Source organism: Modestobacter sp. SYSU DS0904 (genome assembly GCF_054051115.1).
The window spans coordinates 71,480-96,431 of sequence record NZ_JBJHAQ010000006.1 but is presented as its reverse complement, the minus strand read 5'-3'; the positions used below and the strand labels follow the sequence as shown (position 1 = coordinate 96,431).

Sequence of the window (24,952 nt, the reverse complement as noted above, 5' to 3'; positions counted from 1 at the left end):
GGCGAACTCCCAGCAGAGCCGTTACGGTCCGTCCATGCGTGGCGGTCCTCGAGTTCTCGGCATCGTGCTGGCAGGTGGCGAGGGGAAGCGGCTCGCCCCGTTGACCCAGGACCGGGCGAAGCCCGCGGTCCCCTTCGGGGGCAACTACCGGCTCATCGACTTCGTGCTGTCCAGCCTGGTCAACGCCGACATCCGGCGGATCGCGGTGCTCACCCAGTACAAGAGCCACTCGCTGGACCGGCACATCACCACCGTGTGGCGGATGTCGACGCTGCTGGGCAGCTACATCACCCCGGTGCCGGCGCAGCAGCGGCTGGGCCCCCGCTGGTACACCGGCAGCGCCGACGCCATCTACCAGAGCCTGAACCTGATCTACGACGACCGGCCGGAGATCGTCGTCGTCTTCGGTGCCGACCACGTGTACCGGATGGACCCGTCGCAGATGATCGACCAGCACCTGGCCACCGGCGCCGGCGTGACCGTCGCCGGCCTCCGGGTGCCGCGCAAGGAGGCCACCGCCTTCGGCGTCATCGACGCCGACGAGAACGGCAAGGTGCGCCAGTTCCTGGAGAAGCCCGCCGACCCGCCGGGGATGCCCGGCAGCCCGGACGAGACGTTCGCGTCGATGGGCAACTACGTGTTCACCACCGACGCGCTGCTCGAGGCGCTGCGGGTGGACGCCGCCGACGAGAACTCGGTGCACGACATGGGCGGGTCGATCATGCCGATGATGGCCGAGGCCGGCGACGCCCACGTCTACGACTTCAGCAGCAACGTCGTGCCGGGGGAGACAGAGCGCGACCACGGCTACTGGCGCGACGTGGGGACGCTGGACGCCTACTACGACTCGCACATGGACCTGGTGTCGGTCAGCCCGATCTTCAACCTCTACAACGAGCGCTGGCCGATCTACACCCTGCCGCCGATGCTGCCGCCGGCGAAGTTCGTCCTCGGTGGCCGCGCGGAGGAGTCCATGGTCAGCGCCGGGGTGATCATCGACGGCGGCTCGGTGCACGGCTCGGTGGTCTCGCCGAACGTGCGCCTGGAGCGCGGGTCGCGGGTCGAGGCCAGCGTGCTGATGGACGGCGTGCACATCGGTGAGGGCGCCGTGGTGCGCCGCGCCATCCTGGACAAGAACGTCGTCGTCCCGCCCGGCGCGCAGATCGGCGTCGACCTGGACCGCGACCGCGAGCGCTACCACGTGAGCGCCGGCGGGATCACCGTGCTCGGCAAGGGCGCCCGCGCCATCGGTTGAAGGGCCCCGCTGCCCCCCCCACCCCCCCACCGCTCGCAGGCTCGCGGCGGGCCCCTGCAGCGGGGCCGACGGCCGGGCACGTCGCGAGGGAGCGTCACGTCATGCAGCCGCTGATCGTGACGCTGCTGCTGGACGAGGCTGCGCAGCGGCGGTTCGACCGGTTGCGTGCCGCGCACTTCCCGCCGGGGCGCAACCACCTGCCGGCGCACGTGACGCTGTTCCACGCGCTGCCGGGGGAGCGCCTCGCCGAGGTGCGCGAGGAGCTGCGGACGGCGGCCGCCCGGCCCTCGTTCGACGTCGCCGTCACGGGCGTGCGCTTTCTCGGCCGGGGCGTGGCGATCGACCTGGCCGCGACCGAGCTGACCGCGATGCGGGCCGGCCTCGCCGCCGCCTTCGACCCGTGGCTCACCCGGCAGGACCGGCAGTGGGCGCACCCGCACGTCACGGTGCAGAACAAGGTGGCGCCCGAGGTCGCGCGGGCACTGCACGCCGACCTGGCGGCGGCGTTCACGCCGGGGACGGTCCGCGCCCGGGGCCTGGGCCTGTGGCACTACTGCGGCGGCCCCTGGGAGGCCGAGGCCGGGTTCCCCTTCGGCTGAGGGTCAGTCGCGCCGGGTGCCGATCAGCAGGCCGGCGCCGACGGTCAGGACCGCGCTGGTGAGCGCCTCGTCCTCGCGGACCGTGCGGGCCACCTCCCGCCAGGCGACGGTCTGCTCGTCGCGAGCTGCGCGGTCGGCGATCCGGCCGTCGGCGAGCAACCCGTGGCAGACCAGCGATCCCCCGCGGCGCAGCAGCCCGAGCAGCCCGGCCAGCTGGCCGGACCACTCCAGCGGCGGGCCGGTGCAGACCACCAGGTCGTAGGCGCCGGGGGACAGCCGGGGCAGCACCTCACCGGGCGTGCCGAAGATCAGCCGGGTGCGGCCCTGCGGCACCCCGGCCTCGGTGTAGGCCCGCCGCGCGGCGCGCACCTCGGCCGGGTCGGCGTCCAGCGCGGTGAGGACGCCGTCGCGCCGCATGCCCTGCAGCAGCCAGAGCCCGGCCACGCCGCCACCGCTGCCGAGCAGCACCACCGAGCGGGCGTCCACCCCGGCGGCGAGCACCGCCAGCGTCGCGCCGACCGCCGGCTCGACCGGGGCGGCGGTGCCGAACGCGAGCGCCGACGTCGTCGCCCGGTGCCGGGCCGTGGCCACGGCGGGCGTCTCGGCGGCGAAGCCGTCGGCGTAGTCCGCGGGGCTGGTGGGGGAGGCGTCGGGAGAGGGCGGTCCGCCGACACTGGTCACCGCACGAGGGTAGAGGCGGGAGGCGGGTCCGCGCCGCGCCGGGGGCGGTGCCTGTCAGCTCCCTGTGGGTCCGGCGGTCCGGGAACACCGTCGGGCCCGTCGGCCGTTGATCCGGACGTGCGTCTCTCGCGTACCGCCCGCCCGTCCGCCTCCTCCGACCGGCCCACCCCCGCTGGGGAGGTGTCGGTGCCGGCCGTCTGCGATCCTGGGGGCGTGACCGCACCGGACGCCGCCAGCGGCGAGCGCGCCCAGCCCGAGGGCGGTGCCCCCGCCGTCGACGGCTGGGTGGCCCCGACCTGGGAGCAGGTCGTCCGGGACCACTCCGCCCGCGTCTACCGGCTGGCCTACCGCCTCTCGGGCAACCAGCAGGACGCCGAGGACCTCACCCAGGAGACCTTCGTCCGGGTGTTCCGCTCGCTGGCGGACTTCTCCCCGGGCACGTTCGAGGGCTGGCTGCACCGGATCACCACCAACCTGTTCCTGGACATGGTGCGGCGCCGGCAGCGGATCCGCTTCGACGCGCTGCCCGAGGACACCGAGCGGTTGCCGGGTTCGGCGCCCTCGCCGGAGCAGGTCTACGCCGACACCCACCTCGACCCGCAGATCCAGGCGGCCCTCGACGCGCTGTCCCCGGAGTTCCGCGTGGCCGTCGTCCTGTGCGACATCGAGGGCCTGACCTACGAGGAGATCGCCGCGACGCTGGGCATCAAGCTCGGCACCGTGCGCTCCCGGATCCACCGCGGCCGCGTCCAGCTGCGCGAGGCGCTGGCCCACCTGGCCCCCCGCCGTCCGGTGCCTGCCGGGGAGGTCTCGGTGAGCGAGCTCGCGAGCTCACGCGGGGGCACAGCAGCACCGCGAACGCGGCCGACGAGCGCCAGCGAGGAGGTCTCGTGAGCATGCCCGAGAGCCACCTGGCCCAGGAGGCGATCGCCGCCCTCGTCGACGGCGAGCTCTCCGGTGGGGCCGCCGGCCGCGCCGCCCGGCACCTGACCGGCTGCGCGCAGTGCCGGATGGCGGTGGCCGCGCAGCGCGAGGCCAAGTCGGCCCTGCAGCGCGAGCAGGACGTGGCCGTCCCCGGTGACCTGCTCTCGCGGCTGAACGCCATCCCGTTCACCGCCGAGGTGAGCGGTCTCGGTGGTGGCGGCCTGAGCGCGGGCGCCGGTGGGCTCACCGCCACCGGCGCGGGCGGTTCCTGGGCGATCCCGCTGACCCCGGCCAGCCCCTCGACCGAGCCCCCGGCCCGCCCCGGGTCGGCCCGCTGGCTGCGCCGCGGCATGACCGGCGCGCTGGCCGGGCTCGGGGTGGGGGTCGCGGTGCTCGCCGCCGGCCTGCCCGGCACCGACGACCCGACCCGGGAGGTGCCACCGCCGGGATCGCTCGCCGGGGAGGTCCGCGACCTGGCGCCCACCGAGCGCACCGATGTCGTCCCGCCCGTGGTCCGCACGCTCACCGTCGGATCGACCACCACGCTGCCCTCCGGCGGAACGCCCTGACCGAGAGCTCCGGCGGTCCACCCCGGCCCGAAGCCGGCGAGCCGCCGCACGTCCCGGCCGCCGGCCGGCCCGAGGAGCGCGCCGTGTACGCGCGCCCGGAGGGCACCACCGGCGCCTTCGCCGACGACCAGCCCCGGCTGCGCCCCGCCCCGGCCGACGCGCCCCCGCCGCCCCCGGCGCAGCAGGCCGCCTTCGGCCGGCCCGGCGCGGTGACCGGCTCCTTCGCCGGTGACCGCCCGCCGGCCCCGCCACCTCCGGCGCCGCCCCCGCCGCCGGAGGCGGTGCTGCGCGCCTTCGCGCCCCGTGGCGACGACCGCGGGCTCGGCGAGCCGCCCGGCGGGCGTCCCGGTCCCCGCCGCACCGCGGCCGGCCCGTTCTGGAAGCGCGATGCGGAGAGCGACCCGTGGCGCGACCCGCAGGCCCCCGCCGGCCTCGGTGCGCCGGCCGTCTACCCCGCCGAGGTCGACCAGCCCGGCCCGCTGGTGGTCGACGTCCAGGGACGGCGCAAGGTGCGGCTGCGCGATCTGTCGGTGCGGCTCACCGTGCTCGCACTGCTCAGCCTGCTCCTGGTCGGCATGGTCGGTGGCACCACGGCCTGGTGGCTGGGCCGGAGCGTCGACGAGCAGCCGCTGCTGTCCCCGGGCACCCGGCTCTCCCAGGTCTCACCCGGCGTCAGCCGGGAGCCGGGATCGATCTCCGACATCGCCGCCCGGGTGATCCCCGCGGTGGTCTCGGTGGAGGTCCGGCTGGCCAGCGCCGGGGCCACCGGATCCGGCGTGGTCATCGACGCCGACGAGGGCTACATCGTCACCAACAACCACGTGGTCTCCGGCGCCGCCGACGTCGAGGACGCCGAGATCCGCGCGGTGTTCAGCGACGGCAGCGGGTCGCCGGCCCGGATCGTGGGCCGTGACCCGGCCAGCGACCTCGCGGTCCTCAAGGTGGAGAAGCCCGGCCTGGTCGGCGCGGCGCTGGGCAGCTCCGACGAGGTCGTCGTCGGCGACGCGGTGGTCGCGATCGGCTCCCCGCTGGGGCTGGCCGGCACGGTGACCAGCGGGATCGTCAGCGCGCTGGACCGCCCGGTGCGGCTGGCCGGCGAGGGCAGCGACACCAACGCCGTCATCAGCGCGGTGCAGACCGACGCCCCGATCAACCCGGGCAACTCCGGCGGGGCGCTGGTCGACGCCAGCGGCGCGGTGATCGGCATCAACACCGCGATCGCCTCGGTCGGCGGCAACGGCACCACCGGCGGTTCCATCGGGCTGGGGTTCGCCATCCCGATGAACACCGTGCGGGACATCGCCGAGCAGCTGATCACCACCGGGTCGGCGGTGCACGCCTCGCTCGGGGTGAACGCCCGCTCGGTCACCGACGGCACCCGGGACGGCGCGCTGGTGGTCAACGTCGAGCCGGACGGTCCCGCCGCCGAGGGCGGCATCGAGGAGCAGGACGTGGTCATCGCGGTCGACGGCGAACCGGTGGGCAGCTCCGAGGAGCTCGTCGTCGCCGTCGACGCGCACGAGCCCGGCGACACGATCACCGTCGAGGTGGTCCGCGGCGGCAGTTCCCGGGAGCTGCAGGTCACGCTCGCCGCAGCCTGAGGAAGGGCCTCCTCGCCCCCGCCACCCGCGAGCTCGTGGCGGACCCCTGCGAGGCGGCCGGACACGGACCGTTCAGGCGGCGCTCGACTGGCCGACAGCTGACGCACCTACGCTGGACACGGCCGCGGCGCGTGGTCGGTCAGCGAGGAGGAACGGTGTTCGACTCGATCGGCTGGGGCGAGATCATCATCGTGGCGCTGGCCGCGTTGTTCATCTTCGGGCCCGACCGGCTGCCGGACCTGGCCAAGGACGCGGCCAGCGGGCTGAAGAAGGCCCGGTCGGCGATGACCGGGATGCGTGGGCAGCTGCACGAGAGCCTGGGCGACGACTTCGACCACCTGCGCGACATCGACCTGCGGCAGTACCACCCCAAGACGTTCATCCGGCAGCAGCTGCTCGCCGACGACGACGAGCCCGTCACGCAGCGCGGGAGCGCCACCGGGAGCACCGGGCTCGCCGCCGCCGCGGCTGCCGGAGCCGCCCGGCCCTCGCAGGCCGGCCGGTCCCGGGACTCCTCCGTCCCGCCGCCGTTCGACTCCGACGCGACGTGATCTGTCGTCCTCCCGGACGACACCGCGGCCGCACGGGGAAGCTGGACACATCGTCCGTCGATGGGCAGACCGCTGCCCCGCAGGCACATCGACGGTCGATAACTGGGGGGCTCCGTGGCGGAACGGACTGCCTATGCGGGGCCGCGTCTCATCGGGTTCCTGAGCACCGTGCTGGCCGTCGTCGGGATCGTCGCTGCGGTGGCCGGGCCGGTGTACGCGCTCAACGGTGCGACGCAGGCGCCGGCGACCGTCCGGGTGCCGGTGGAGCTCGAGGACACCGGACCCACGCCCGCTGACGGGCGGGTCCCGTTCCCGGTGGGCGGCCTCCCCGACAGGGCGCAGGTGTCCGTGCTGAACACCGGTGACCAGCTGGAGCTCGGCGCCTGGGACTCCACGGTCCCCGAGCAGCTGCTGTCCCGCGGGGACGCCGCCGTCACCGGGCTGGCGATCGGCGTGGCCGCCTGGCTGCTGCGACGGTTGCTCGCCTCGGTGGCGTCCGGGCGCCCGTTCGGCACGGGCAACGCCCGGCGGCTCGGCGCGCTGGCGGTGGTCGTGCTGGTGGCGGGGTACGTCGGGCCGCTGCTGCCGCAGGTCGGCGCACTGGTCGTCCTGGACCGGCTGGGGCTCACCGGCCCCGGGGCGCCGTTCGTCCTCGGGCTGGAGTTCTCGTTCGGCCCCCTGCTGGTCGGCCTGCTCCTGCTGGTCCTGGCCGAGGCGTTCCGGCAGGGGGAGCGGCTGGACCGGGACGTCGCGGGGTTGGTGTGAGCCCGGTCGACGCCGACGGGCACCGGGTGGTCTGCCACCTCGACGAGCTGCTCGCCGACCGCGGGCTGACCCTCACCGAGCTCGCGGAGCGGGTGGGGGTGACGGTGGTGAACCTGTCGGTGCTGAAGAACGACCGGGCGCGGGCGATCCGCTTCTCCACGCTCACTGCCATCTGCGATGCGCTGGACTGCCAGCCCGGCGACGTCCTCGGCGTCGCGCCCCGCCGCTGAACGGCGAGAGGCCGGCCTCCCGCGGGGGAGACCGGCCTCTCGCCGTGCGTGCCGTCGATCAGGTCAGCGGCCGACCGGGGTGAGCCCCAGCGACATGCCGGACAGGCCGCGGGAGCGCGCGGTGAGCCCCTCGGCGATCGCGGTCAGCGCCTTCGCGGCCGGGGCGTCGGGCTCGGCGAGCACGATCGGCGCGCCGGAGTCGCCGGCCTCGCGCAGCCGGACGTCGAGCGGCACCTGGCCCAGCAGGGGCACCCGCGCGCCGAGCGTCTTGGTCAGGGCGTCGGAGACGGCCTCGCCGCCGCCGGAACCGAAGATCTCCATGCGGGAGCCGTCGGGCAGCTCCAGCCAGGACATGTTCTCGATGACGCCGACCACCTGCTGGTGGGTCTGGGTGGCGATCGCCCCGGCGCGCTCGGCCACCTCGGCGGCGGCCTGCTGCGGGGTGGTCACGACGAGGATCTCGGCGTTGGGCAGCAGCTGGGCGATGGAGATCGCCACGTCGCCGGTGCCGGGCGGCAGGTCGAGCAGCAGGACGTCGAGGTCGCCCCACCACACGTCGGCGAGGAACTGCTGCAGCGCCCGGTGCAGCATCGGGCCACGCCACACCACGGGGGTGTTGCCCGGGGTGAACATGCCGATCGAGATGACCTTCACGCCCAGCGCCTGCGGCGGCATGATCATGTTGTCGACCTGGGTGGGCTTGTCGTCGACGCCGAGCATGCGGGGCACCGAGTGGCCGTAGATGTCGGCGTCGACGACGCCGACCGACAGACCCTTCTTCGCCATCGCGGCGGCCAGGTTGACCGTGACGCTGGACTTGCCGACCCCGCCCTTGCCGGAGGCGACCGCGTAGACGCGGGTCAGCGAGCCGGGCTGGGCGAAGGGGATCACCGGCTCGGCGGCGTCGGTGCCGCGGACGGTCTTGCGCAGCTCGGAGCGCTGCTCGTCGTTCATCACGTCCAGGCCGACCTGGACGGAGGTGACGCCGGGAACGGCGCCGACGGCCTGGGTGACCCGGCTGGTGATGGTCTCGCGCATCGGGCAGCCGGCGACGGTCAGGTAGACCTCGATGCGCACCGCGCCCGGGTCGCCGCCGATCCCGATCTGCACGTCCTTGACCATGCCCAGCTCGGGCAGCGGACGGTTGATCTCCGGGTCCTGGACGGTCGCCAGGGCCGCGTTCACGGCGTCGAGCGCCGGCGAGCCGGTCAGCGTGTCGGACATACGGGACGGATCTCCTTCGACGGGGGCCAGCGGGAGTCGGCTCGCGGAGAGCTCGCGCGCGGGCGCCCCCCACTGTACGGCCGGGCCGGGGCGGACCTGCTGGTCGGCGGTGTGAGCCGGGGCATGCCGGTGCCACTCACTAGGGTGCCCCCGTGCCCCGCTCCGCCCGGTCCGCGACGCTGCGGGACGCCGTCGGGCTGGGCGCCGCCGTCGGCCTCTACGGGGTGGCGTTCGGCGCCGCCGCCGCGGGGGCCGGGCTGGACACCTGGCAGGCGGTGACCATGTCCGCGTTGATGTTCACCGGCGCCTCGCAGTTCGCGCTGGTCGGCGTCGTCGGTGCCGGCGGGGGTCCGCTCGCCGCCGTCGGCAGTGCCCTGCTGCTGGGCACCCGGAACACCGTCTACGGCGTCCGGATGGCGCCGCTGCTCGCCCCACGTGGGTGGTGGCGGCGGGCCGGGGCCGCCCACTGGGTGATCGACGAGACCACGGCGATGGCCGTCGCCGCCCCCGACCGGGAGCTCGGCCGGCTCGCCTTCTGGGCCACCGGCGCCACCATCTACCTGGGCTGGAACCTGACCACGCTCATCGGCTCGATGGGCGCCGCGGCGCTCGGGGAGACGGCGCAGGCCGCGCTGGACTCGATCGTGCCGGCCGCCTTCCTCGCGCTGCTCTGGCCGCGGCTGCGACGCACCGCGCGCGAGCCCCGGGTGCAGCGCCGGGTCGCCCTGGCCGGCGCCGTCATCGCGCTGGCGCTCACCCCGGTCGTGCCCGCCGGCGCGCAGGTCGTGCTCGCCGTGGTCGCCGTCGCGCTGGTCGGCCGGCCGCGCCGCGCGCGGGAGGAGGCGGCGTGAGCGGCGGAACGCTGTGGACGGTCGTGCTGGTCGCCTCGGTCGGCTGCTACCTGCTCAAGCTCGCCGGGCTGTCGGTGCCGGCCACCTGGGTCGAGCAGCCCTGGGTCACCCGGATCGTCGAGTTCGTGCCGGCCGCGCTGCTCGCCGCGCTGGTCGCGGTCCAGGCGGCCACGTCGGGCTCGATGCTGGTGCTCGACGGGCGGCTCGTCGGACTGGCGGTGGCCGCCCTCGCGCTGGCCCTGCGGGCCCCGTTCATCATCGTCCTGGTGCTCGCCGGCGCCGCCGGGGCGCTGGTGCACGTCGTCGGCGGCTGATCCCGGACGCACCGACGGCCGTGGTCCTCGAGGGACCACGGCCGTCGTCGTGCGGGATCCGGTCAGTGCGCGAGCGGCAGCTGCGTCTGCTCCTCGGCCAGCCGCTCGGCACCGCTGGTGGTCTTCAGCGGCTTCTCCTTGATGAAGAGCACCACCAGCAGGGCCAGGGCGGCCAGCGGGGTCGCGATGAGGAACAGCTCGGCGGTGGCGCTGCCGTAGGCGTCCTGGACCACGCGGGCCACCTCCGGCGGCAGGCTCGAGACGTCGGGGACGGTGGTCTCGCCCTCCCCGCCGGTGCCGCCGCCGAGCACGGCCAGGTCGCCCGCGACCCGGCTGGCGAGCACCGCGCCGAGCACGCTGACCCCGATCGTGCCGCCCAGGCTGCGGAAGAACGACAGCACCGAGGTCGCCGAGCCGAGCTCGCGGGCCGGGACGTCGTTCTGCGCCGCGAGGACCAGGTTCTGCATCAGCAGGCCGACGCCGACCCCGAGCACCACCATGAACGCGCCGAGGAGCCAGATCGAGGTCTGCGCGTCGATGGTGGACAGCAGGCCGAAGCCGACGGTCATCAGCACACCGCCGGCGACCAGGAACCGCTTCCAGGTGCCGGTCTTGGTGATCAGCGCGCCGGCCACGGTCGAGGAGACCAGCAGGCCGGCGACCATCGGCAGCGAGAGCAGCCCGGCCTCGGTGGGGGAGTAGCCCAGCGAGATCTGGAAGTACTGGGACAGGAAGACGGTGCCGCCGAACATCGCGATCCCGACCAGGGCGCTGGCCAGCGTGGTGAGGGTGACGGTGCGGTTGCGGAAGATGCCCAGCGGGATGACCGGCTCGTCCACCCGCGACTCGACGACGAGGGCCAGGGCGAGCAGCACCACGGCGCCACCCACCATCAGCGCGGTGGTGCCGGAGAGCCAGTCGAAGTCGTTGCCGGCCAGGGTCACCCAGATCAGCAGGGTGCTCACCCCGGCGGTGATCAGCAGCGCGCCCAGCCAGTCGATCTGCACGTCGCCGCGGCGGACCTGCTTGAGCTTCAGCGTCTTCTGCAGCAGCACGATCGCCAGCAGCGCGAACGGCACCCCCATGAAGAAGCACCACCGCCAGCCCAGCCACGAGGTGTCCACGATGACGCCGCCGATCAGCGGCCCGGCGACGGTGGCCACGGCGAAGACGGCGCCGAAGATGCCGGCGTACCGGCCCAGCTCGCGCGGCGGGATCATCGCGGCCATCACGATCTGCACCAGCGCCGTGAGGCCGCCGGCACCCAGTCCCTGGATCACCCGGGCGACGATCAGCATCGTGGTGTCCTGCGAGAACCCGGCCAGCAGCGACCCGGCGACGAACAGGGTCAACGACAGCTGCACCAGCAGCTTCTGGCTCACCAGGTCGGCGAGCTTGCCCCACAGCGGCACCGAGGCCGTCATGGCGAGCAGCTCGGCGGTGACGACCCAGGTGTAGATCGACTGGCTGCCCTCCAGGTCGGCGATGATCACCGGCAGGGCGTTGGAGACGACGGTCGCCGCCAGGATCGACACGAAGATGCCCACCATCAGGCCGGACAGGGCCTGCAGGACCTCCCGTCGGCTCATCCTGGCCTCGGTGCTGGCCGCTCCGGCCGGACCGGTCTCCGCGGTCGTGGACATGGTGCTCCTGTCAGTGCTGTGGGTCGGTGGGGGAGGCGAGGTCAGGAGGTCGGGCCGGGCTCGGGCAGGCCGGCGGCCAGCGCGTCCAGCGCCTCGTCGAGCAGGGTGGTGAGCGGGACGGCGCCGTGCTGCGCGTGCCAGCGGGCGAAGGTCACCCGGACGGCGGCGGACAGCACCGCGGCGAGCAGGCCGGGGTGCAGCGCGGTCCCCGGGTCCTGCCCGGTGCGCTCGGCGATGGCCACGGCGACCTCGCGCTCGTCGGCCGCGCTCACCTCGACCAGCCGGGGGAGCAGCGAGGGGTTGCCGGCGATCACGGTGATCCGGTCGTGCAGCGCGGCAGCGTCGGCCTCCAGCTCGGTGAGCTCCTCGCGCAGGGCGGCTCGGGCGGCCGCGAGAGCGCCGAGCCCGGCCGGCTGGGCGCGCAGCCGGGCGGACAACCTCGTCTGGTCGGCGCCGGCCGGGAACACCAGCGCGTCCTCCTTGGCGGAGAAGTAGTTGAAGAAGGTCCGGTAGGAGACCCCGGCGGCGTCGGCGATCGCCTCCACCGTGACGTGCTCCCAGCCGAGGTCGATCGCCAGCCGGAGGGTCGCGGCGGCCAGCGCCGCACGCGTGTCGGCCTTCTTCCGCTCGCGCAGTCCTCGCTCGGTCACCGGAGGAGCATGCGCGAGATCATGCACACTGTGCAAGCTTGCGCAGTGTGCAGCTAGTCACCGTGGTGCGGCGCGGCGGACGGCGCCCGGCCGACCACGACGGCACGATCGGCCCCGTGACGGCCACCACCGAGGCGCCACCCCGCCGGTGGACGCCCCTCGCGCTGGTCGCGGTGGCGGGTGTGGTCGCCGGTGTCGCGGCGAAGGCCGGCGACGAGTCGGGCTGGCGGTGGGCCGCCGACCTCGGTACGTACCCGGCGGCCTGGGTGCTCGCGGTGGCACTGATCGGCCGGCTGGCCGGCACGGTCCGTGCGGCCGCCGTCCGGGCGGGGGTCTTCTTCGCCGCGATGACGGTCGCCTACTACGCCTGGGCCGCGCTCGTCCTCGACTTCGGCTGGTCCGGGCGGCTGCTCGTCGTCTGGCTGCTGCTCTCCGCCACCGCCGTCCCGGCCACCGGCGCCGTCGTGCACCGGGCCACCCGGCGGGCCGGCTGGCTGCCCGGTGCGCTGCTCGGGGTACCGGCCGGCCTGGTGCTCGGCAGCGGCGCGGCCCGGCAGCTGCGGTCGGAGTGGGTCCAGCCCGGTCTGCTCCTGCCCGACCGGCCGGTGCAGGTCGCCGCCGAGCTGGTCACCGCGGTCGCGCTGGTCGCCGTCCTGCCGCGGGACCGGCGCACCCGCCTGTGGGCCACCGCGTTCGCCGTCCCAGCGGTCTGGCTGGCCCCGTCGGCGCTGGACCTGCTGCACCGGTTCGTCTGAGGAGGCACTCGTGCTCATCGTGATCGGCGGGCTGCCCGGGGTCGGCAAGACGACGCTCGCGCGGGCGGTCGCGGCCGCACTGCCCGCCGCGCACCTGCGGATCGACGCCTTCGAGGCGGCGCTGGTCCGGCAGCAGCTGGTCGCCGGCCCCGACGACGTCGGCGCCCACGGCTACGACCTGGCGCTCGCCGCCGCCGACACCTGCCTCGCCGCCGGCACGGACGTCGTCGTCGACGCGGTCTTCGACGTGGCCGCGGCCCGGCGGCCGTTCCGCGACCTGGCCGCCCGGCACGGCACGCCCGTGTACTGGGTGCGGTCGATCTGCACCGACCCGGCCGAGCACCGGCGCCGGGTCGAGCAGCGCGTCGCCGACCTGCCCGGGCACACCGTGCCGACCTGGGCCCAGGTGCGCGCCCGGCGGGTCGACCAGTGGCACGAGCGGCACACCGTCGTCGACACGGCCGTCGGCGACCCGGTCGCCGCGGTGCTCGCCGTCGTCAGCTAGCTCAGCCGACCGGGTCGGCGGCCGCCTCGCGACGCTTCTTGTCCCGCTTCTTGCGTTCCCGTTCCCGCTCCCGTTCCCGGTCCCGCTCGTCGCCGTCGTCGGGCACCAGCCGGTTCAGCTCGCCGCGGATGAAGTCGCGGGTCGCCAGCTCCCCGATCGACACTCGCAGCGAGGCCAGCTCGCGGGCCAGGTACTCGGTGTCGGCCCGGTTCTGGGTGGCGCGCGCCCGGTCCTCCTCGGCCAGCACCTTGTCGCGGTCGGTCTGCCGGTTCTGCGCGAGCAGGATCAGCGGCGCGGCGTAGGCGGCCTGGGTGGAGAAGGCCAGGTTCAGCAGGATGAACGGGTAGGGGTCCCAGCGCAGGTTGACCGCGGTCACGTTCAGGGTGATCCAGATGATCACGATGACCGTCTGCACCGCGAGGAACCGCCCGGTGCCCAGGAACCGGGCGATGCCCTCGGCGAACCGGCCGACCGCGTCGGGGTCCGGCCGCACGAACGTGCCCAGGCTGCGGGCCCCGCGCGGCTGGTCCAGCCGCAGGTCGGCCCGGCGGTCGGGCTCAGCCACGACGGGACCGCTCGCGCCAGTCCTCGGGCAGCAGGTGGTCCAGCACGTCGTCCACGCTGACCGCGCCGACCAGGTGCCGCTGCGCGTCGACCACCGGGGCGGCCACCAGGTTGTAGGTGGCGAAGTACCGGGTGACCTCGGCCAGCGGGGCCTCCGGGCGCAGCGGGTCCATGTCGTCGAGCACGCCGCTGACCAGCGTGGACGGCGGTTCGCGCAGCAGTCGCTGGATGTGCGCCAGACCCAGGTACCGGCCGGTGGGGGTGGCCGACGGCGGCCGGCAGACGTAGACCTGGCTGGCCAGCGCCGGGCTGAGCTCGGGCGCCCGCACCCGGGCGAGCGCCTCGGCGACCGTGGCGTCGGGGGAGAGGATGATCGGTTCGCTGGTCATGATGCCGCCGGCGGTGTCCTCGGAGTACTTCAGCAGCTGCCGGACCGGCTCGGCCTCGTCGGGCTCCATCAGCTCCAGCAGCCGGTCCCGGTCGACGTTGGAGAGCTCGGCGAGCAGGTCGGCGGCGTCGTCGGGGTCCATCTCCTCCAGGACGTCGGCCGCGCGGCCCTCGTGGAGCGTGCCCAGGATGGTGATCTGCTCGGACTCGGGCAGCTCACCGAGCACGTCGGCCAGCCGCTCGTCGTCCAGCGCCTCGGCCACCTCGTGCCGCCGCTTGATCGGCAGGTCCTGCAGGGCGTGCGCGACGTCGGCGGCGTTGAGCTCGCGGTAGGTGGCGATGAGCGTCTCCGCGCTCTGGCCGGTCTCCGGCAGCGACAACCCGCTGACCTCGTCCCAGGCCAGCTGCTGCAGCTGACCGCGCCGGCCCAGCCGCCCGGGCTCCTGCACCGCCAGCCGGGCCACCACCCAGTCGCCGGTGCGGGTCTGCTCGATCGCGGCGTCGACGACGGTCGCCGGGCGGCCGGACTCGTCGATCGTCACCCGCCGGTCCAGCAGCTCGCCGAGCACCAGCGTCTCCCCGGCCCGCTGCTCGAAGCGCTTGAGGTTGACCGTGCCGGAGGCGAGGGTCACCGAGGAGGCGTCCAGCCCGGTGACCCGGCCCATCGGGCAGAAGATCCGGCGCCGCGCCACGACCTCGAGGATCAGCCCGAGCACCCGCGGGGTGGCGCTGCCCACCCGCAGCGCGACCAGCACGTCGCGCACCTTGCCGACCCGGTCGCCGTTGGGGTCGAAGACCGTCAATCCGGCGATCCGGGAGACGTACGCCCTCGTCACCGTGGTCACGGGGGGAGGCTACCGTCGCGCGGGTGAGCGCCCAGGCACCTGATCGACCGGCACCTGATGGATCGGCACCCGAGCGGCTGGCCTACGAGGTGGTCGACGTGTTCGCCCCCCGCGCCTACGCGGGCAACCCGCTCGCCGTCGTCCTGGACGCCGACGCGCTGACCACCGAGCAGTGCCAGGCGCTCGCCTTCGAGTTCCACCTGTCGGAGACCTCGTTCGTCTGCGCCCCCACCGCGGGCTCGGGCGCCGACTACCGGGTGCGGATCTTCACCCCGTTCGCCGAGCTGCCCTTCGCCGGGCACCCCAGCGTCGGCGCCGCGCACACCCTGGTGCGCACCGGCCGGCTCCCCGCCGGGCAGCTGCGGCAGGAGTGCGCCGTCGGCGTGCTCGACCTGACGGTCGACGACGACGGCGCGACCCTCGGCGGTGGCGCGCCCACGCTGGCCGACGCACCCGATCCGGCGGCGGTCGCGGTCGCGGTCGGGCTGACCCCCGACGACCTGGCCGGGCCGCCCGCGCACGTGGCCGGCTGCGGCCTGCCGTTCACCTACCTCGCGGTGCGACCGGGCGCGGTCGACCGGGCCCGCCCCGACCAGGGGGCGCTGGACCTGCTCGGCGTCGGCGAGGGGATCTCGGTGCTCAGCTGGGACGCCGACTCCGCGACCGCCCGCGCCCGGGTGTTCGCCGGCGACCTGCGCTGGGGCGAGGACCCGGCCACCGGCTCGGCCGCGCTGGGCGCCGGGGTGTGGCTGGCCGCCGTCGGGCTGGTGCCGGCCGAGGGGACGGCGCGGTACACGATCCGCCAGGGCGAGCAGCTCGGCCGCCCATCGGTGCTGGAGTGCACGGTCACCACCGTCGGCGGGCGGGCCACCGCGGCCACCGTCGCCGGCGCCGTCGTCCCGGTCGCGACGGGCACCATCCGGGTCCCGGCATGAGCACGGCCGCCGCCGCACCGGAGTGGTCGGTCACCCGGCCCGGCGGGCGGGAGGCGGCGCTGATGGCGGTCGCGGTGGTCGGCGTCTCCTTCTCCGGGCCGCTGACTGCGCTGGTGACCACCTCGTTCGTGGCGATCGCCTTCTGGCGCAACGCCGCCGGCGCGGTCCTGCTGGTGCCGCTGCTGCTGCGCGACCGCGCCGCGCTGGCCGGCGTGGGGGTCCGCCAGCTGGGCAGCTCGGTGGTGGCCGGGCTGTTCCTGGCCGCGCACTTCGCCGCCTGGCTGCCCAGCCTCTCGATGACCACCGTGGCCGCCTCCACCGCGCTGGTCACCACCACACCGATCTGGACGGCGCTGGCCGCTCGCGTCTCCGGCGTGCAGCTGCCCGGCCAGGTGTGGGCCGGGCTGGCGCTGGCGGTGTTCGGTGCGGCGCTGATCGCCGGGGTCGACGTCACCGTCTCGTGGACCGCGCTGGCCGGTGACGGGCTGGCGCTGCTCGGCGCGATCTGCGCCGGTGGCTACATGCTCGCCGGCGCGCGGGCCCGCGTCCGGCTGACCACCTCGGCCTACGCCGTCGTCTGCTACTCCACCTGCGCGTTGACCCTCGCCGGAGCCGCGCTGGTCGCCGGGGTGCCGCTGGTCGGGTTCAGCGCCCGCGACTGGTGGCTGATCGCGGCGATCACCGTCTGCGCGCAGCTGCTGGGGCACACGATCCTCAACAAGGTGCTCTCCACGGTCGGGCCGACGGTGGTCGGCCTGGCGATCCTGCTGGAGGTGCCCGGCGCGCTGCTGGTCGCGCTGGTGCTGCTGCAGCAGGCGCCGCCGCTGCTCGCACTGCCCGGGATGCTCGCCGTCGTCGTCGGGGTCGCGCTGGTGGTCCGGGCGGGCCGCCCGGCGACGGTGACCGAACCCGTCACCTGACGAAGGACCACCTCGCCCCCCACCGCTCGCAAGCTCGCAGTGGGCCCCTGCGAGATGGCCGGCCGGAGCGGACGAAGGCTCATCGACGTCGCTACTGTCCGGTCCCGACACCGTCGTCGGTAGGAAGAGAGGCACCGTGGCCGAGCTCCGATCCCGTCGTTCCAACCTCGCCGTCCCTGGGAGCAACCCCCGGTTCCTGGAGAAGGCCAAGGGGCTGCCCGCCGACCAGGTCTTCCTGGACCTGGAGGACGCCTGCGCGCCGCTGGCCAAGCCCGGCGCCCGGAAGAACATCGTCGCCGCGCTGAACGAGGGCGGCTGGGGCGACAAGATCCGGGTGGTCCGGGTCAACGACTGGACGACGGAGTGGACCTACCGCGACGTCGTCGAGGTGGTCGAGGGCGCCGGGGCGAACCTGGACTGCCTGATGCTGCCCAAGGTCGTCGACGCCGCGCAGGTCCAGGCGCTGGACCTGCTGCTCACCCAGGTCGAGCGGGCCAACGGCCTGCCGGTGGGACGGATCGGCATCGAGGCGCAGATCGAGAACGCGCAGGGCCTGATCAACGTCAACGAGATCGCCTTCGCCAGCCCGCGGATCGAGACCATCGTCTTCGGCCCGGCCGACTTCATGGCCAGCATCAACATGAAGTCGCTGGTGGTCGGCGCGCTGCACCCGGACTACCCGGGCGACCCGTTCCACCACATCCTCATGACGATCCTGATGGCCGCCCGCGCCCGCGGCGTGCAGGCCATCGACGGGCCGTTCCTGCAGGTGCGCGACGTCGACGGGTTCCGCGAGGTCGCCAAGCGCTCGGCGGTGCTCGGCTTCGACGGCAAGTGGGTGCTGCACCCCGGTCAGATCGAGGCGGCCAACGAGATCTACGCGCCCTCGCAGGAGGACTACGACCACGCCGAGCTGATCCTCGACGCCTACGAGTGGTCGACGTCGGAGGCCGGTGGCGCGAAGGGCTCGGCGATGCTGGGCGACGAGATGATCGACGAGGCCAGCCGGAAGATGGCGCTGGTCGTCGCGGGCAAGGGCCGCGCCGCGGGGCTCACCCGGACGTCGTCCTTCACCCCGCCGGAGAGCTGAGCCGGAGGACCGGCGGACGCGGCGGTCTGGGGGCGTCCGCCGGTCAGCCGCCGACCGCCCCGGCAGGCAGCGCGGACATCCGGGTGGCGATCGAGCGGCCGGCCGCCGCGGTGATCGCCGGGTCCTCGCCGATCAGCACCGACAGCACCTGGCCGGTGGCCTGCGCGAGGACCACCTGCCTCGTGCCGTCGGGGAGCCGGTACTGGAAGACGACGCTGTTGGCGGCCAGGCCGTCGGCGCTCGGACCGGCCTCGAAGGTGTACTGGTCCTCCGGGCAGCTGCTGAAGGCCTGCACCAGCTCCTGGACGGCGGCCCCGGCGGCGGCCGGCGAGTCGTAGGCGATCGCCTCCGAGGACAGCTGCGGCGTGCCCGTCCCGTCCAGCCCGACCACCGGCTGCTTCGAGGTCCGGTGCGCCTCGGAGGCGAAGGTCTGGCCGCAGATGCCGGTCAGGCTCGGGTTCTGCGTGAGGTCGGCCCCGGCCGGCAGCGGGTTGGCCTGGACCGACCAGCCGGCCGGGAGATCACCGGCTCGCAGGGCGACGGCGACGGCCGCCTCGGCGGGGCTCTCCGCTGCGGCCGGGTCGGCCGTGGCCGCGGCGGCGGCCGCGTCATCCGCTGCGGCCGGTTCCGCGGTCCCCCGGCCGACGGCGTCGGCCGGCGCGTCCGGGGACGAGCCGCACCCGGTCAGCATGAGCGCCCCGGCGGCCAGCGCGGCGATCAGGGCACGGCGGAGGGTCACCGCTCCGACGGTAACCCCGCTCTGCCCGGCTGACCGGCTCCGCTCCGCTGCCCGAAACCCGCCCCCCGCGCAGTCGTGCTCTGCCCACTCCCGGTGAGCAGAGCACGACCGTCGCCGGGAGACCTCAGCCGGTCGCACCGCTCAGGTCGTAGAGCGTCACGCCGTCGACGGTCTGCGCGGTGAACGTCTCCGCGACCCAGGCGGCGATCTCCGCCGACGCACTGCTGCCGCCGTCGCTGGCCATCCCCATCCCGCCGCCGACGAACCAGTGCACCTGTCCCGCGGCGACGTACTGCTGGAACTCCGCCAGCGTGGGCGAGGGGTCGCTGCCGTTGAAGCCGCCGATCGCCATCACCGGCTCCTCGGTGGCCAGCTGGTAGCCGGCCGCGTTGTTCGAGCCGACGGCCGCCGCCACCCAGGTGAAGGACTCGGCGTCCTCCTCGAGGGCAGCCACCACCTCCGCGCTGGGGTCGGCGGCGCCGAGCAGCCCGCCCATGCCACCGCCCGCTCCGCCGCCCCGGGCCCCGGTGGTGCCGGTCTGCCCGGGTGCCTGACCGCCGGGCAGCTGCCCGGCGCCCCGGCCCTGGCCGGTGCCGCCACCGGCCGGCGGGGTGCCGGTCGGCGCCTGCCCACCGAACCCGCCCTGCCGACCGAACCCGCCCTGACCACCGGGTGCCCCGCCGCCGCCCGGGCCACCGCCGCGGCCGGCGGCGAAGCCCGCGCCGCCCGTCACCGTGGGGCCGGCCGAGGGGATCGACCCGGTGTGCGCCGTCCCGGCGGTCTGCACCGCGTACGCGGCCGGGCCGCCGAGCGCGGCCAGGATGCCGACGGCCAGCACTGCCGCCACCACCGCCCGGCCGAACCGGTGGGCCACCAGCAGCCCGAGGGCGGCGACCACGCCGGCGACCAGCACCACCCAGCGCAGCCAGGGCAGGAAGTCCGCCGAGCGGCCGAGCAGCACGAACGACCACAGCGCCGTGCCCAGCAGGGTCACGGCGAGCACGGTCCGCGCCCACCAGCTGCCGCGCCGCTGCCACAGCAGCCCGCCGCCGATGCCGACCAGCGCCGCGATCGCCGGGGCCAGCGCCACCGTGTAGTAGGCGTGGAAGATGCCGGCCATCAGGCTGAAGGTGAGCCCGGTGACCACCAGCCAGCTGCCCCAGGTCAGCAGCGCCGCGCGGCGCAGGTCGGTGCGCGGCGCCCGCCCGACCGCGACCAGCCCGGCCGCCAGCAGCACCAGGGCGGCGGGCAGCAGCCAGGCGACCTGGCCGCCGATCTCGCTGTTCACCAGCCGGCCGAGCCCGGTCTCGCCCCAGCCGCCACCGCCGCCGACGCTGCCGGTCTCGTTGCCGGTCAGCCGGCCCAGGCCGTTGTAGCCCCAGATCAGCTCCCACACCGAGTCGGTCTGCGAGCCACCGACGTAGGGCCGCATCGACGCCGGCACCAGCTCGACGACCGCGACCCACCATCCGCCGCTGACCACCAGCGCCAGCCCGGTGAGCAGCACGTCGACCACCCGCCGGCGCAGCGTGGTGGGCGCCGCGACCAGGTAGACCAGCGCGAAGCCGGGGACGACGAGCACCGCCTGCAGCGTCTTGGTCAGGAACGCCAACCCGATCAGCACGCCGACGGCGATCAGCCAGCGCCGGCTCGCGGTCTGCAGCGCGCGGGTCAGCGCGTAGCCGGCCAGGGTCAGCAGCAGCACGAGCAGTGCGTCGGGGTTGTCAAAGCGGAACATCAGCACCGCGACCGGGGTGAGCGCCATCGCGGCGCCGGCCAACAGCCCGGCGCCGGGGCCGACGACGCGGCGCACCGCCAGGTACACCACGCCGACGGTGGCGACGCCCATCAGCGCCTGCGGCACCAGCAGGGCCCAGGAGTTGAGCCCGAACAGCCGCACCGACAGCGCCATCACCCACAGCGACGCCGGTGGCTTGTCCACGGTGATCGCGTTGGCGGCGTCGGAGGAGCCGTAGAAGAACGCCGTCCAGCTCTCCGAGCCGGCCTGCGCGGCCGCGGCGTAGAAGGCGTTGGCCCAGCCGGAGGCGGCCAGGTCCCACAGGTACAGCAGCGCGGTGGCGAGGAGCAGGCCGAGCAGCGCCGGGCGCACCCAGACCGGGTCGGTGGCGCGGCCGCGCAGTGCCCCACGGGTCCGGGACGGCTGGGGTGCGGCCGGCGCGGGGGAGGCAGCCGGCGGCAGGACGGTGGTGGTCATCGGGAGGTCTCCAGCGCCGGGACGGCGGGCTCGGGGTCGGCGGTGCGGGTCGGGGAGGGGGGCGTGGCGCGGCCGGCGCGGAACACCCAGCCGCGCAGCAGCAGGAAGCGGAGCAGGGTGGCCAGCGCGTTGGCGCCGACCAGGAGCAGCAGCTCGATGCGGCGGGACGGCGTCGGGGTGACCGCGTGCAGCGCGGCGAGGGTGCCGCTGGTCAGCGCCAGGCCGAGGCCGAACACGACCAGCCCCTGCAGGTGCGCGCGGGTGGCGCCCGGGGCGCCGCGGATGCCGAAGGTGAGCCGCCGGTTGGCCGCGGTGTTGGCGACCGCGGTGAGCAGCAGGGCGACCAGGTTGGCCGGCTGGGCGGCGACCACCTCGCGCAGCAGCACGAACAGCACCAGGTAGGCCAGCGTCGACAGCACGCCGATGGTGGCGAAGCGGAGCAGCTGGCCGAACAGACCGGCCGGCACCCCGGGCACCGGGTCGGCCGGCGGACCGGGCAGCGGTCCGCGGCCCAGCTGGGCGCGCAGCTCGGCGACCGGCAACCGGCCGGTGCTCAGCGCCCGCAGCATCCGCGCGATGCCGGCCAGGTCGGCCTTCGCCGTCGCCACGATGTCGACCCGGCTGTCCGGGTCGTCCACCCAGTCGACCGGCACCTCGTGGATGCGCAGCCCGCTGCGCTCGGCGAGCACCAGCAGCTCGGTGTCGAAGAACCAGCCGGTGTCCTCGACCAGCGGCAGCAGCCGGGCGGCGACGTCGGCGCGGATCGCCTTGAAGCCGCACTGCGCGTCCGACAGCCGGGTGGCCAGGGCGCCGCGCAGCAGCAGGTTGTAGCCGCGGGAGATCACCTCCCGCTTCGCCCCGCGCACCACCCGGGACGACGGCGCCAGCCGGGTGCCGATCGCCAGGTCGGAGTGGCCGCTGATCAGCGGGGCGACCAGCGGCAGCAGCGCGGCGAGGTCGGTGGAGAGGTCGACGTCCATGTAGACCAGCACCGCGGCATCCGAGCGCAGCCACGCGGTGCGCAGCGCGCGGCCGCGGCCGGCCTCGGGCAGCACCAGCACCTCGATGCCGGGCAGCTCGGCGGCGACCGCGCGGGCGACCTCCACCGTGCGGTCGGTGCTGGCGTTCTCCGCCACGGTGATCCGGAACGGGTAGGGCAGCTGCGTGGACAGGTGGGCGTGCAGCCGGCGCAGGCACGGGCCGAGGTCGGCCTCCTCGTCGTGCACCGGGACGACGACGTCCACGACCGGTGGCGTGGGCTCGACGGCGGGGGCGGGTGCGTCGCCCGCCCGGGGGAGCGGTGGCATGGGGGAACCGTCGGGTGCGCCGCTGGCGCTGCGCCCAGGCCGACCTACGTGCCGGCTGTGAGTCGCGGGTGGTTTCCGCCACGTGGTCGGCCGGTGTGCCCGAGGCGCCCGAGGGGGTAGGCCGGAGGCCATGAGAGCAGTCGGAGTGACGGAGTTCGGTGGGCCCGAGGCCCTGCAGCTGGTCGACGTCCCGCAGGAGCCGCTGGGCCCCGGGCAGGTGCGGGTGCGGGTGGCCGCGGCGACGGTCAACCCGACCGACACCGCCCTGCGCAGCGGCTGGTACGCCGAGCGGGACCAGGTGAAGGAGTTCCCGTACATCCCCGGGATGGACCTCGCCGGGGTGCTCACCGAGATCGGCGAGGGCGTGGAGACCGACCTGCGGGTCGGCGACCGGGTGATGGGGATCGTCGTGCCCAGCGGGCAGCACGGCGCCTACCGGGAGGACATCGTGCTTCCCGCGCGATCGATCGCCCGGGTGCCGGCCGGCGCCAGCGACGCGGCCGCCGCCACCCTGCCGATGAACGGGCTCACCGCGCGGCAGGCGCTGGACGCGATGGCGCTGCAGCCCGGCCAGGTGCTCGCGGTGACCGGGGCGGCCGGGGCGTTCGGCGGGTACGTGATCCAGCTGGCCAAGGCCGAGGGGCTGACCGTCGTCGCCGACGCCAAGGAGGCCGACGAGCAGCTGGTGCGCGAGCTCGGGGCCGACGTCGTCGTCCGGCGCGGGGACGACGTCGCCGACCGGATCCGCGAGCAGTACCCCGACGGCGTCGACGGGCTGGCCGACGGCGCGGTGCAGAACGAGGCCGTGCTGCCCGCGGTCAAGGACGGCGGCCAGGTGACCACGGTGCGCGGCTACGCCGGCAACGGCGAGCGCGACCTGCAGGTGCACCCGGTGTTCGTCGGCCAGTACGCCGAGGAGCAGGAGAAGCTCGACGGGCTGCGCGAGGCGGTCGAGAAGGGCGTGGTGACCCTGCGGCTGGCGGAGACCTTCCCGGCCGCCGACGCCGCCGAGGCGCACCGCCGGCTCGAGGCCGGCGGGGTGCGCGGACGGCTGGTCATCACCTTCTGACGGCGCCGCCGTTCCCCGCTCGCGCGCGGCGCGCGAGCGGGGGCCGGCGCGACACCGCAAGATGTCGGGGTCAGCGCACACCGCTGACCGACCGGAAGGACTTGTGGTGGCGGGTGGACTGGTAGCGCTCCTGGACGACGTCTCGGTGCTGGCGCGCGCCGCGGCGGCGTCGATCGACGACGTCGGCATGGCGGCCGGGCGCGCGAGCGCCAAGGCGGCGGGCGTGGTGGTCGACGACGCCGCCGTCACCCCGCAGTACGTGCGCGGCCTGGCGGCCGAGCGCGAGCTGCCGATCGTGCGGCGCATCGCGCTGGGCTCGCTGCGCAACAAGCTGCTGATCCTGCTGCCGGCGGTGCTGCTGCTGAGCCAGTTCCTGCCCTGGCTGCTCACCCCGATCCTCATGCTCGGCGGCTGCTACCTCGCCTACGAGGGCGCGGAGAAGCTGTGGGCGAAGGTCGCCGGCCACTCCGATGACCACACCACGGCGGAGGGGGCGCTCCCCGACGAGGACACCATCGTCTCCGGCGCCGTGCGCACCGACTTCATCCTGTCGGCGGAGATCATGGTGATCGCGCTGAACGAGGTGGTCGACCAGGCGTTCCTGGCCCGGGCGGTGATCCTCGCGGTCGTCGCGGTCCTGATCACCGTGGCGGTGTACGGGTTCGTCGGGCTGCTGGTGAAGATGGACGACGTCGGCCTCCGGCTGGCCCAGCTGCCACGGGCGGGCGTGGCCCGGTTCGGGCGCGGGCTGGTGGCGGCGATGCCGCGGGTGCTCGCGCTGCTCACCGTGGTGGGCACCGCGGCGATGCTGTGGGTGGGCGGGCACATCCTGCTGGTCGGCAGCGACGAGCTGGGGCTGCACGCCGTCTACGACGTGGTGCACCACCTGGAGGAGGCGGCGGCCGAGGCCACCGGCGCGCTCGGCTCGGTGGTGGGCTGGCTGGTCAACACGTTCGCCAGCGCGCTGATCGGGCTGGCCGTCGGCGCGCTGATCGTGCTGGTCATGAACCTCACCGTGCACCGCGGCAAGGCCGCCGCGCACTGACGTCCAGCTCAGGTGCCTGGCCGTTCAGCTCAGGTGCTTGGCGGCCTCCCGGCGGGAGAGCGGGCTGAGCTCGTGCTCGGCCAGGAAGCGGCTGACCCAGGCCGGGTCGGTCTTGGCGTGGTCGCGCAGCGCCCAGCCGATCGCCTTGCGGACGAAGAACTCCGGGTCACCGGCGTTGACCTCGATCACCTCGGTGAGCAGCGCGGTGTCGGTGCGCGCCTTGGCGCCCAGCTGGGCGATCACCGCGCTGCGCCGTAGCCACCGGTCCGGGTCGCGGGCCCAGCCGCGCAGCACCGGCCGCACCTGCTCGGGGTGGGCGAGCAGCAGGTCCCGGATCCGCGGGGCCACCCCGTCGACCAGGTCCCACCAGGCGCCGGTGGTGATCATCTCCTGGTACAGCGGCAGCAACTCGAGGGCGGCCCGGGCTGCCGGCAGGCCGGTGAGCGCGATGGCGGCGTGGCGTTCCTCCCGGTTCGCGGCGCCGCGCCAGAGCAGCTCCGCCGCCGCGCCGACGTCGGCGGCCGAACCTGGCGGGTGCTCGCCGGCGGCGGCCCGGACGACCCGGCGGACCTCCGGCAGTCGCACCCCGAGGCAGGGCTCGGCGGTCTTGAGGTAGGCCTGCATGCCGCGGGCCCGCTCCGGGTCACCGGCCGCGGGGAGTGCGTCCCGGACGGCCGCGACGAGCGCGGTCACCTCGGCGCCGGCGGCCATCGCGGCCG

At 75.1% G+C, this 24,952-nt stretch carries 27 protein-coding genes; 17 read left to right on the top strand and 10 right to left on the bottom strand.

The genetic code is table 11. From position 1 onward, the window contains the following. The first annotated feature begins 34 nt into the window (after positions 1-34). Both glgC and ACI79U_RS06090 read left to right on the top strand, forming a co-directional pair. Positions 35-1,255: a glucose-1-phosphate adenylyltransferase gene (gene glgC, locus ACI79U_RS06095; protein WP_457066064.1), complete on the top strand. Its 1,221-nt coding sequence runs from the start codon at positions 35-37 to the stop codon at positions 1,253-1,255. A 101-nt stretch (positions 1,256-1,356) separates the two neighbouring features. Continuing rightward, positions 1,357-1,854 (top strand): 2'-5' RNA ligase family protein, encoded by a 498-nt coding sequence (locus ACI79U_RS06090; protein ID WP_457066066.1) that lies wholly within the window; start codon positions 1,357-1,359, stop codon positions 1,852-1,854. Between the two features lie 3 nt (positions 1,855-1,857). On the opposite strand, the gene ACI79U_RS06085 is transcribed toward ACI79U_RS06090, so the two are convergent. Continuing rightward, positions 1,858-2,535 (bottom strand): O-methyltransferase, encoded by a 678-nt coding sequence (locus ACI79U_RS06085; RefSeq protein ID WP_457066068.1) that lies wholly within the window; start codon positions 2,533-2,535, stop codon positions 1,858-1,860. 213 nt (positions 2,536-2,748) lie between these two features. Here ACI79U_RS06085 and sigE point away from each other — a divergent pair, with 213 nt between their 5' ends. From sigE to ACI79U_RS06055, 6 genes are all read left to right on the top strand, one after another. Next, entirely contained in the window at positions 2,749-3,429 is a 681-nt protein-coding gene (gene sigE, locus ACI79U_RS06080) for an RNA polymerase sigma factor SigE (protein ID WP_457066070.1), read from the top strand. A gap of 2 nt (positions 3,430-3,431) precedes the next feature. After that, complete coding sequence (locus tag ACI79U_RS06075; protein ID WP_457066265.1) at positions 3,432-4,028, top strand: anti-sigma factor family protein; 597 nt, start codon at positions 3,432-3,434, stop codon at positions 4,026-4,028. 83 nt (positions 4,029-4,111) lie between these two features. Next, a complete protein-coding gene (locus ACI79U_RS06070) occupies positions 4,112-5,629 on the top strand; it encodes a S1C family serine protease (protein WP_457066072.1) in 1,518 nt (505 codons plus the stop codon). A gap of 155 nt (positions 5,630-5,784) precedes the next feature. After that, complete coding sequence (locus ACI79U_RS06065; protein ID WP_457066073.1) at positions 5,785-6,180, top strand: twin-arginine translocase TatA/TatE family subunit; 396 nt, start codon at positions 5,785-5,787, stop codon at positions 6,178-6,180. Positions 6,181-6,294: 114 nt separating this feature from the next. Then, positions 6,295-6,945: a DUF2975 domain-containing protein gene (locus tag ACI79U_RS06060; protein WP_457066075.1), complete on the top strand. Its 651-nt coding sequence runs from the start codon at positions 6,295-6,297 to the stop codon at positions 6,943-6,945. After that, positions 6,942-7,175: a helix-turn-helix domain-containing protein gene (locus ACI79U_RS06055; protein WP_457066077.1), complete on the top strand. Its 234-nt coding sequence runs from the start codon at positions 6,942-6,944 to the stop codon at positions 7,173-7,175. Before ACI79U_RS06060 ends, ACI79U_RS06055 begins: the two co-directional genes overlap by 4 nt. A 63-nt stretch (positions 7,176-7,238) precedes the next feature. On the opposite strand, the gene ACI79U_RS06050 is transcribed toward ACI79U_RS06055, so the two are convergent. Continuing rightward, positions 7,239-8,399 (bottom strand): Mrp/NBP35 family ATP-binding protein, encoded by a 1,161-nt coding sequence (locus ACI79U_RS06050; protein ID WP_457066079.1) that lies wholly within the window; start codon positions 8,397-8,399, stop codon positions 7,239-7,241. 152 nt (positions 8,400-8,551) lie between these two features. Here ACI79U_RS06050 and ACI79U_RS06045 point away from each other — a divergent pair, with 152 nt between their 5' ends. After that, positions 8,552-9,250, top strand: a complete 699-nt coding sequence (locus tag ACI79U_RS06045) for an AzlC family ABC transporter permease (protein ID WP_457066081.1) — start codon at positions 8,552-8,554, stop codon at positions 9,248-9,250. After that, entirely contained in the window at positions 9,247-9,564 is a 318-nt protein-coding gene (locus tag ACI79U_RS06040; RefSeq protein WP_457066083.1) for an AzlD domain-containing protein, read from the top strand. The genes ACI79U_RS06045 and ACI79U_RS06040 overlap by 4 nt, the downstream gene beginning before the upstream one ends. A gap of 62 nt (positions 9,565-9,626) precedes the next feature. On the opposite strand, the gene ACI79U_RS06035 is transcribed toward ACI79U_RS06040, so the two are convergent. Both ACI79U_RS06035 and ACI79U_RS06030 read right to left on the bottom strand, forming a co-directional pair. Beyond that, entirely contained in the window at positions 9,627-11,207 is a 1,581-nt protein-coding gene (locus ACI79U_RS06035; protein ID WP_457066085.1) for an MDR family MFS transporter, read from the bottom strand. Positions 11,208-11,248: 41 nt separating this feature from the next. After that, positions 11,249-11,857: an acyl-CoA-like ligand-binding transcription factor gene (locus tag ACI79U_RS06030; RefSeq protein WP_457066088.1), complete on the bottom strand. Its 609-nt coding sequence runs from the start codon at positions 11,855-11,857 to the stop codon at positions 11,249-11,251. 116 nt (positions 11,858-11,973) lie between these two features. On the opposite strand from ACI79U_RS06030, the gene ACI79U_RS06025 reads away from it, so the two are divergent. Both ACI79U_RS06025 and ACI79U_RS06020 read left to right on the top strand, forming a co-directional pair. Then, on the top strand, positions 11,974-12,612 hold the full coding sequence (locus ACI79U_RS06025; RefSeq protein ID WP_457066090.1) for a DUF6518 family protein: 639 nt from the start codon (positions 11,974-11,976) through the stop codon (positions 12,610-12,612). Between the two features lie 10 nt (positions 12,613-12,622). Continuing rightward, positions 12,623-13,117 carry an AAA family ATPase gene (locus ACI79U_RS06020; protein WP_457066092.1) on the top strand — a complete coding sequence of 165 codons (495 nt, stop codon included), beginning with the start codon at positions 12,623-12,625 and terminating at the stop codon, positions 13,115-13,117. Position 13,118: 1 nt separating this feature from the next. Here the strand turns inward: ACI79U_RS06020 and ACI79U_RS06015 are convergent, their stop codons facing one another. Further along, positions 13,119-13,682, bottom strand: a complete 564-nt coding sequence (locus ACI79U_RS06015) for a DUF1003 domain-containing protein (RefSeq protein WP_457066094.1) — start codon at positions 13,680-13,682, stop codon at positions 13,119-13,121. Beyond that, on the bottom strand, positions 13,675-14,913 hold the full coding sequence (locus ACI79U_RS06010) for a magnesium transporter MgtE N-terminal domain-containing protein (protein ID WP_457066096.1): 1,239 nt from the start codon (positions 14,911-14,913) through the stop codon (positions 13,675-13,677). The genes ACI79U_RS06015 and ACI79U_RS06010 overlap by 8 nt, the downstream gene beginning before the upstream one ends. 23 nt (positions 14,914-14,936) lie before the next feature. Here ACI79U_RS06010 and ACI79U_RS06005 point away from each other — a divergent pair, with 23 nt between their 5' ends. From ACI79U_RS06005 to ACI79U_RS05995, 3 genes are all read left to right on the top strand, one after another. Next, positions 14,937-15,848, top strand: coding sequence for a PhzF family phenazine biosynthesis protein (locus ACI79U_RS06005; protein WP_457066098.1), 912 nt, complete (start codon positions 14,937-14,939; stop codon positions 15,846-15,848). Beyond that, positions 15,845-16,768: a DMT family transporter gene (locus ACI79U_RS06000; protein WP_457066100.1), complete on the top strand. Its 924-nt coding sequence runs from the start codon at positions 15,845-15,847 to the stop codon at positions 16,766-16,768. The genes ACI79U_RS06005 and ACI79U_RS06000 overlap by 4 nt, the downstream gene beginning before the upstream one ends. A 136-nt stretch (positions 16,769-16,904) precedes the next feature. Further along, a complete protein-coding gene (locus ACI79U_RS05995; RefSeq protein ID WP_457066102.1) occupies positions 16,905-17,858 on the top strand; it encodes an HpcH/HpaI aldolase/citrate lyase family protein in 954 nt (317 codons plus the stop codon). 43 nt (positions 17,859-17,901) lie between these two features. Here ACI79U_RS05995 and ACI79U_RS05990 read toward each other — a convergent pair whose 3' ends face one another. From ACI79U_RS05990 to ACI79U_RS05980, 3 genes are all read right to left on the bottom strand, one after another. Next, positions 17,902-18,597, bottom strand: a complete 696-nt coding sequence (locus ACI79U_RS05990) for a hypothetical protein (protein ID WP_457066104.1) — start codon at positions 18,595-18,597, stop codon at positions 17,902-17,904. A gap of 124 nt (positions 18,598-18,721) precedes the next feature. Continuing rightward, positions 18,722-20,812, bottom strand: coding sequence for a glycosyltransferase family 39 protein (locus ACI79U_RS05985; protein ID WP_457066106.1), 2,091 nt, complete (start codon positions 20,810-20,812; stop codon positions 18,722-18,724). Further along, positions 20,809-22,119, bottom strand: coding sequence for a glycosyltransferase (locus ACI79U_RS05980; RefSeq protein ID WP_457066108.1), 1,311 nt, complete (start codon positions 22,117-22,119; stop codon positions 20,809-20,811). Before ACI79U_RS05980 ends, ACI79U_RS05985 begins: the two co-directional genes overlap by 4 nt. A 130-nt stretch (positions 22,120-22,249) precedes the next feature. Between ACI79U_RS05980 and ACI79U_RS05975 the strand changes: the two genes are divergently transcribed. Continuing rightward, a complete protein-coding gene (locus ACI79U_RS05975) occupies positions 22,250-23,188 on the top strand; it encodes an NADP-dependent oxidoreductase (protein WP_457066110.1) in 939 nt (312 codons plus the stop codon). Positions 23,189-23,294: 106 nt separating this feature from the next. After that, entirely contained in the window at positions 23,295-24,233 is a 939-nt protein-coding gene (locus tag ACI79U_RS05970) for a DUF808 domain-containing protein (protein WP_457066112.1), read from the top strand. A gap of 24 nt (positions 24,234-24,257) precedes the next feature. On the opposite strand, the gene ACI79U_RS05965 is transcribed toward ACI79U_RS05970, so the two are convergent. Beyond that, positions 24,258-24,944 (bottom strand): DNA alkylation repair protein, encoded by a 687-nt coding sequence (locus tag ACI79U_RS05965; RefSeq protein WP_457066114.1) that lies wholly within the window; start codon positions 24,942-24,944, stop codon positions 24,258-24,260. Between the last annotated feature and the right edge of the window lie 8 nt (positions 24,945-24,952).

Excerpts from the sequence above, each read along its gene's own strand:
- ACI79U_RS05985 (WP_457066106.1), bottom strand. The coding sequence starts at position 20,812 with ATGACCACCACCGTCCTGCCGCCGGCTGCCTCCCCCGCGCCGGCCGCA.
- glgC (WP_457066064.1), top strand. The coding sequence starts at position 35 with ATGCGTGGCGGTCCTCGAGTTCTCGGCATCGTGCTGGCAGGTGGCGAG.
- ACI79U_RS05975 (WP_457066110.1), top strand. The coding sequence starts at position 22,250 with ATGAGAGCAGTCGGAGTGACGGAGTTCGGTGGGCCCGAGGCCCTGCAG.
- ACI79U_RS06035 (WP_457066085.1), bottom strand. The coding sequence starts at position 11,207 with ATGTCCACGACCGCGGAGACCGGTCCGGCCGGAGCGGCCAGCACCGAG.
- ACI79U_RS06050 (WP_457066079.1), bottom strand. The coding sequence starts at position 8,399 with ATGTCCGACACGCTGACCGGCTCGCCGGCGCTCGACGCCGTGAACGCG.
- ACI79U_RS05965 (WP_457066114.1), bottom strand. The coding sequence starts at position 24,944 with ATGGCCGCCGGCGCCGAGGTGACCGCGCTCGTCGCGGCCGTCCGGGAC.
- ACI79U_RS06000 (WP_457066100.1), top strand. The coding sequence starts at position 15,845 with ATGAGCACGGCCGCCGCCGCACCGGAGTGGTCGGTCACCCGGCCCGGC.
- ACI79U_RS06090 (WP_457066066.1), top strand. The coding sequence starts at position 1,357 with ATGCAGCCGCTGATCGTGACGCTGCTGCTGGACGAGGCTGCGCAGCGG.
- ACI79U_RS06075 (WP_457066265.1), top strand. The coding sequence starts at position 3,432 with ATGCCCGAGAGCCACCTGGCCCAGGAGGCGATCGCCGCCCTCGTCGAC.
- ACI79U_RS05980 (WP_457066108.1), bottom strand. The coding sequence starts at position 22,119 with ATGCCACCGCTCCCCCGGGCGGGCGACGCACCCGCCCCCGCCGTCGAG.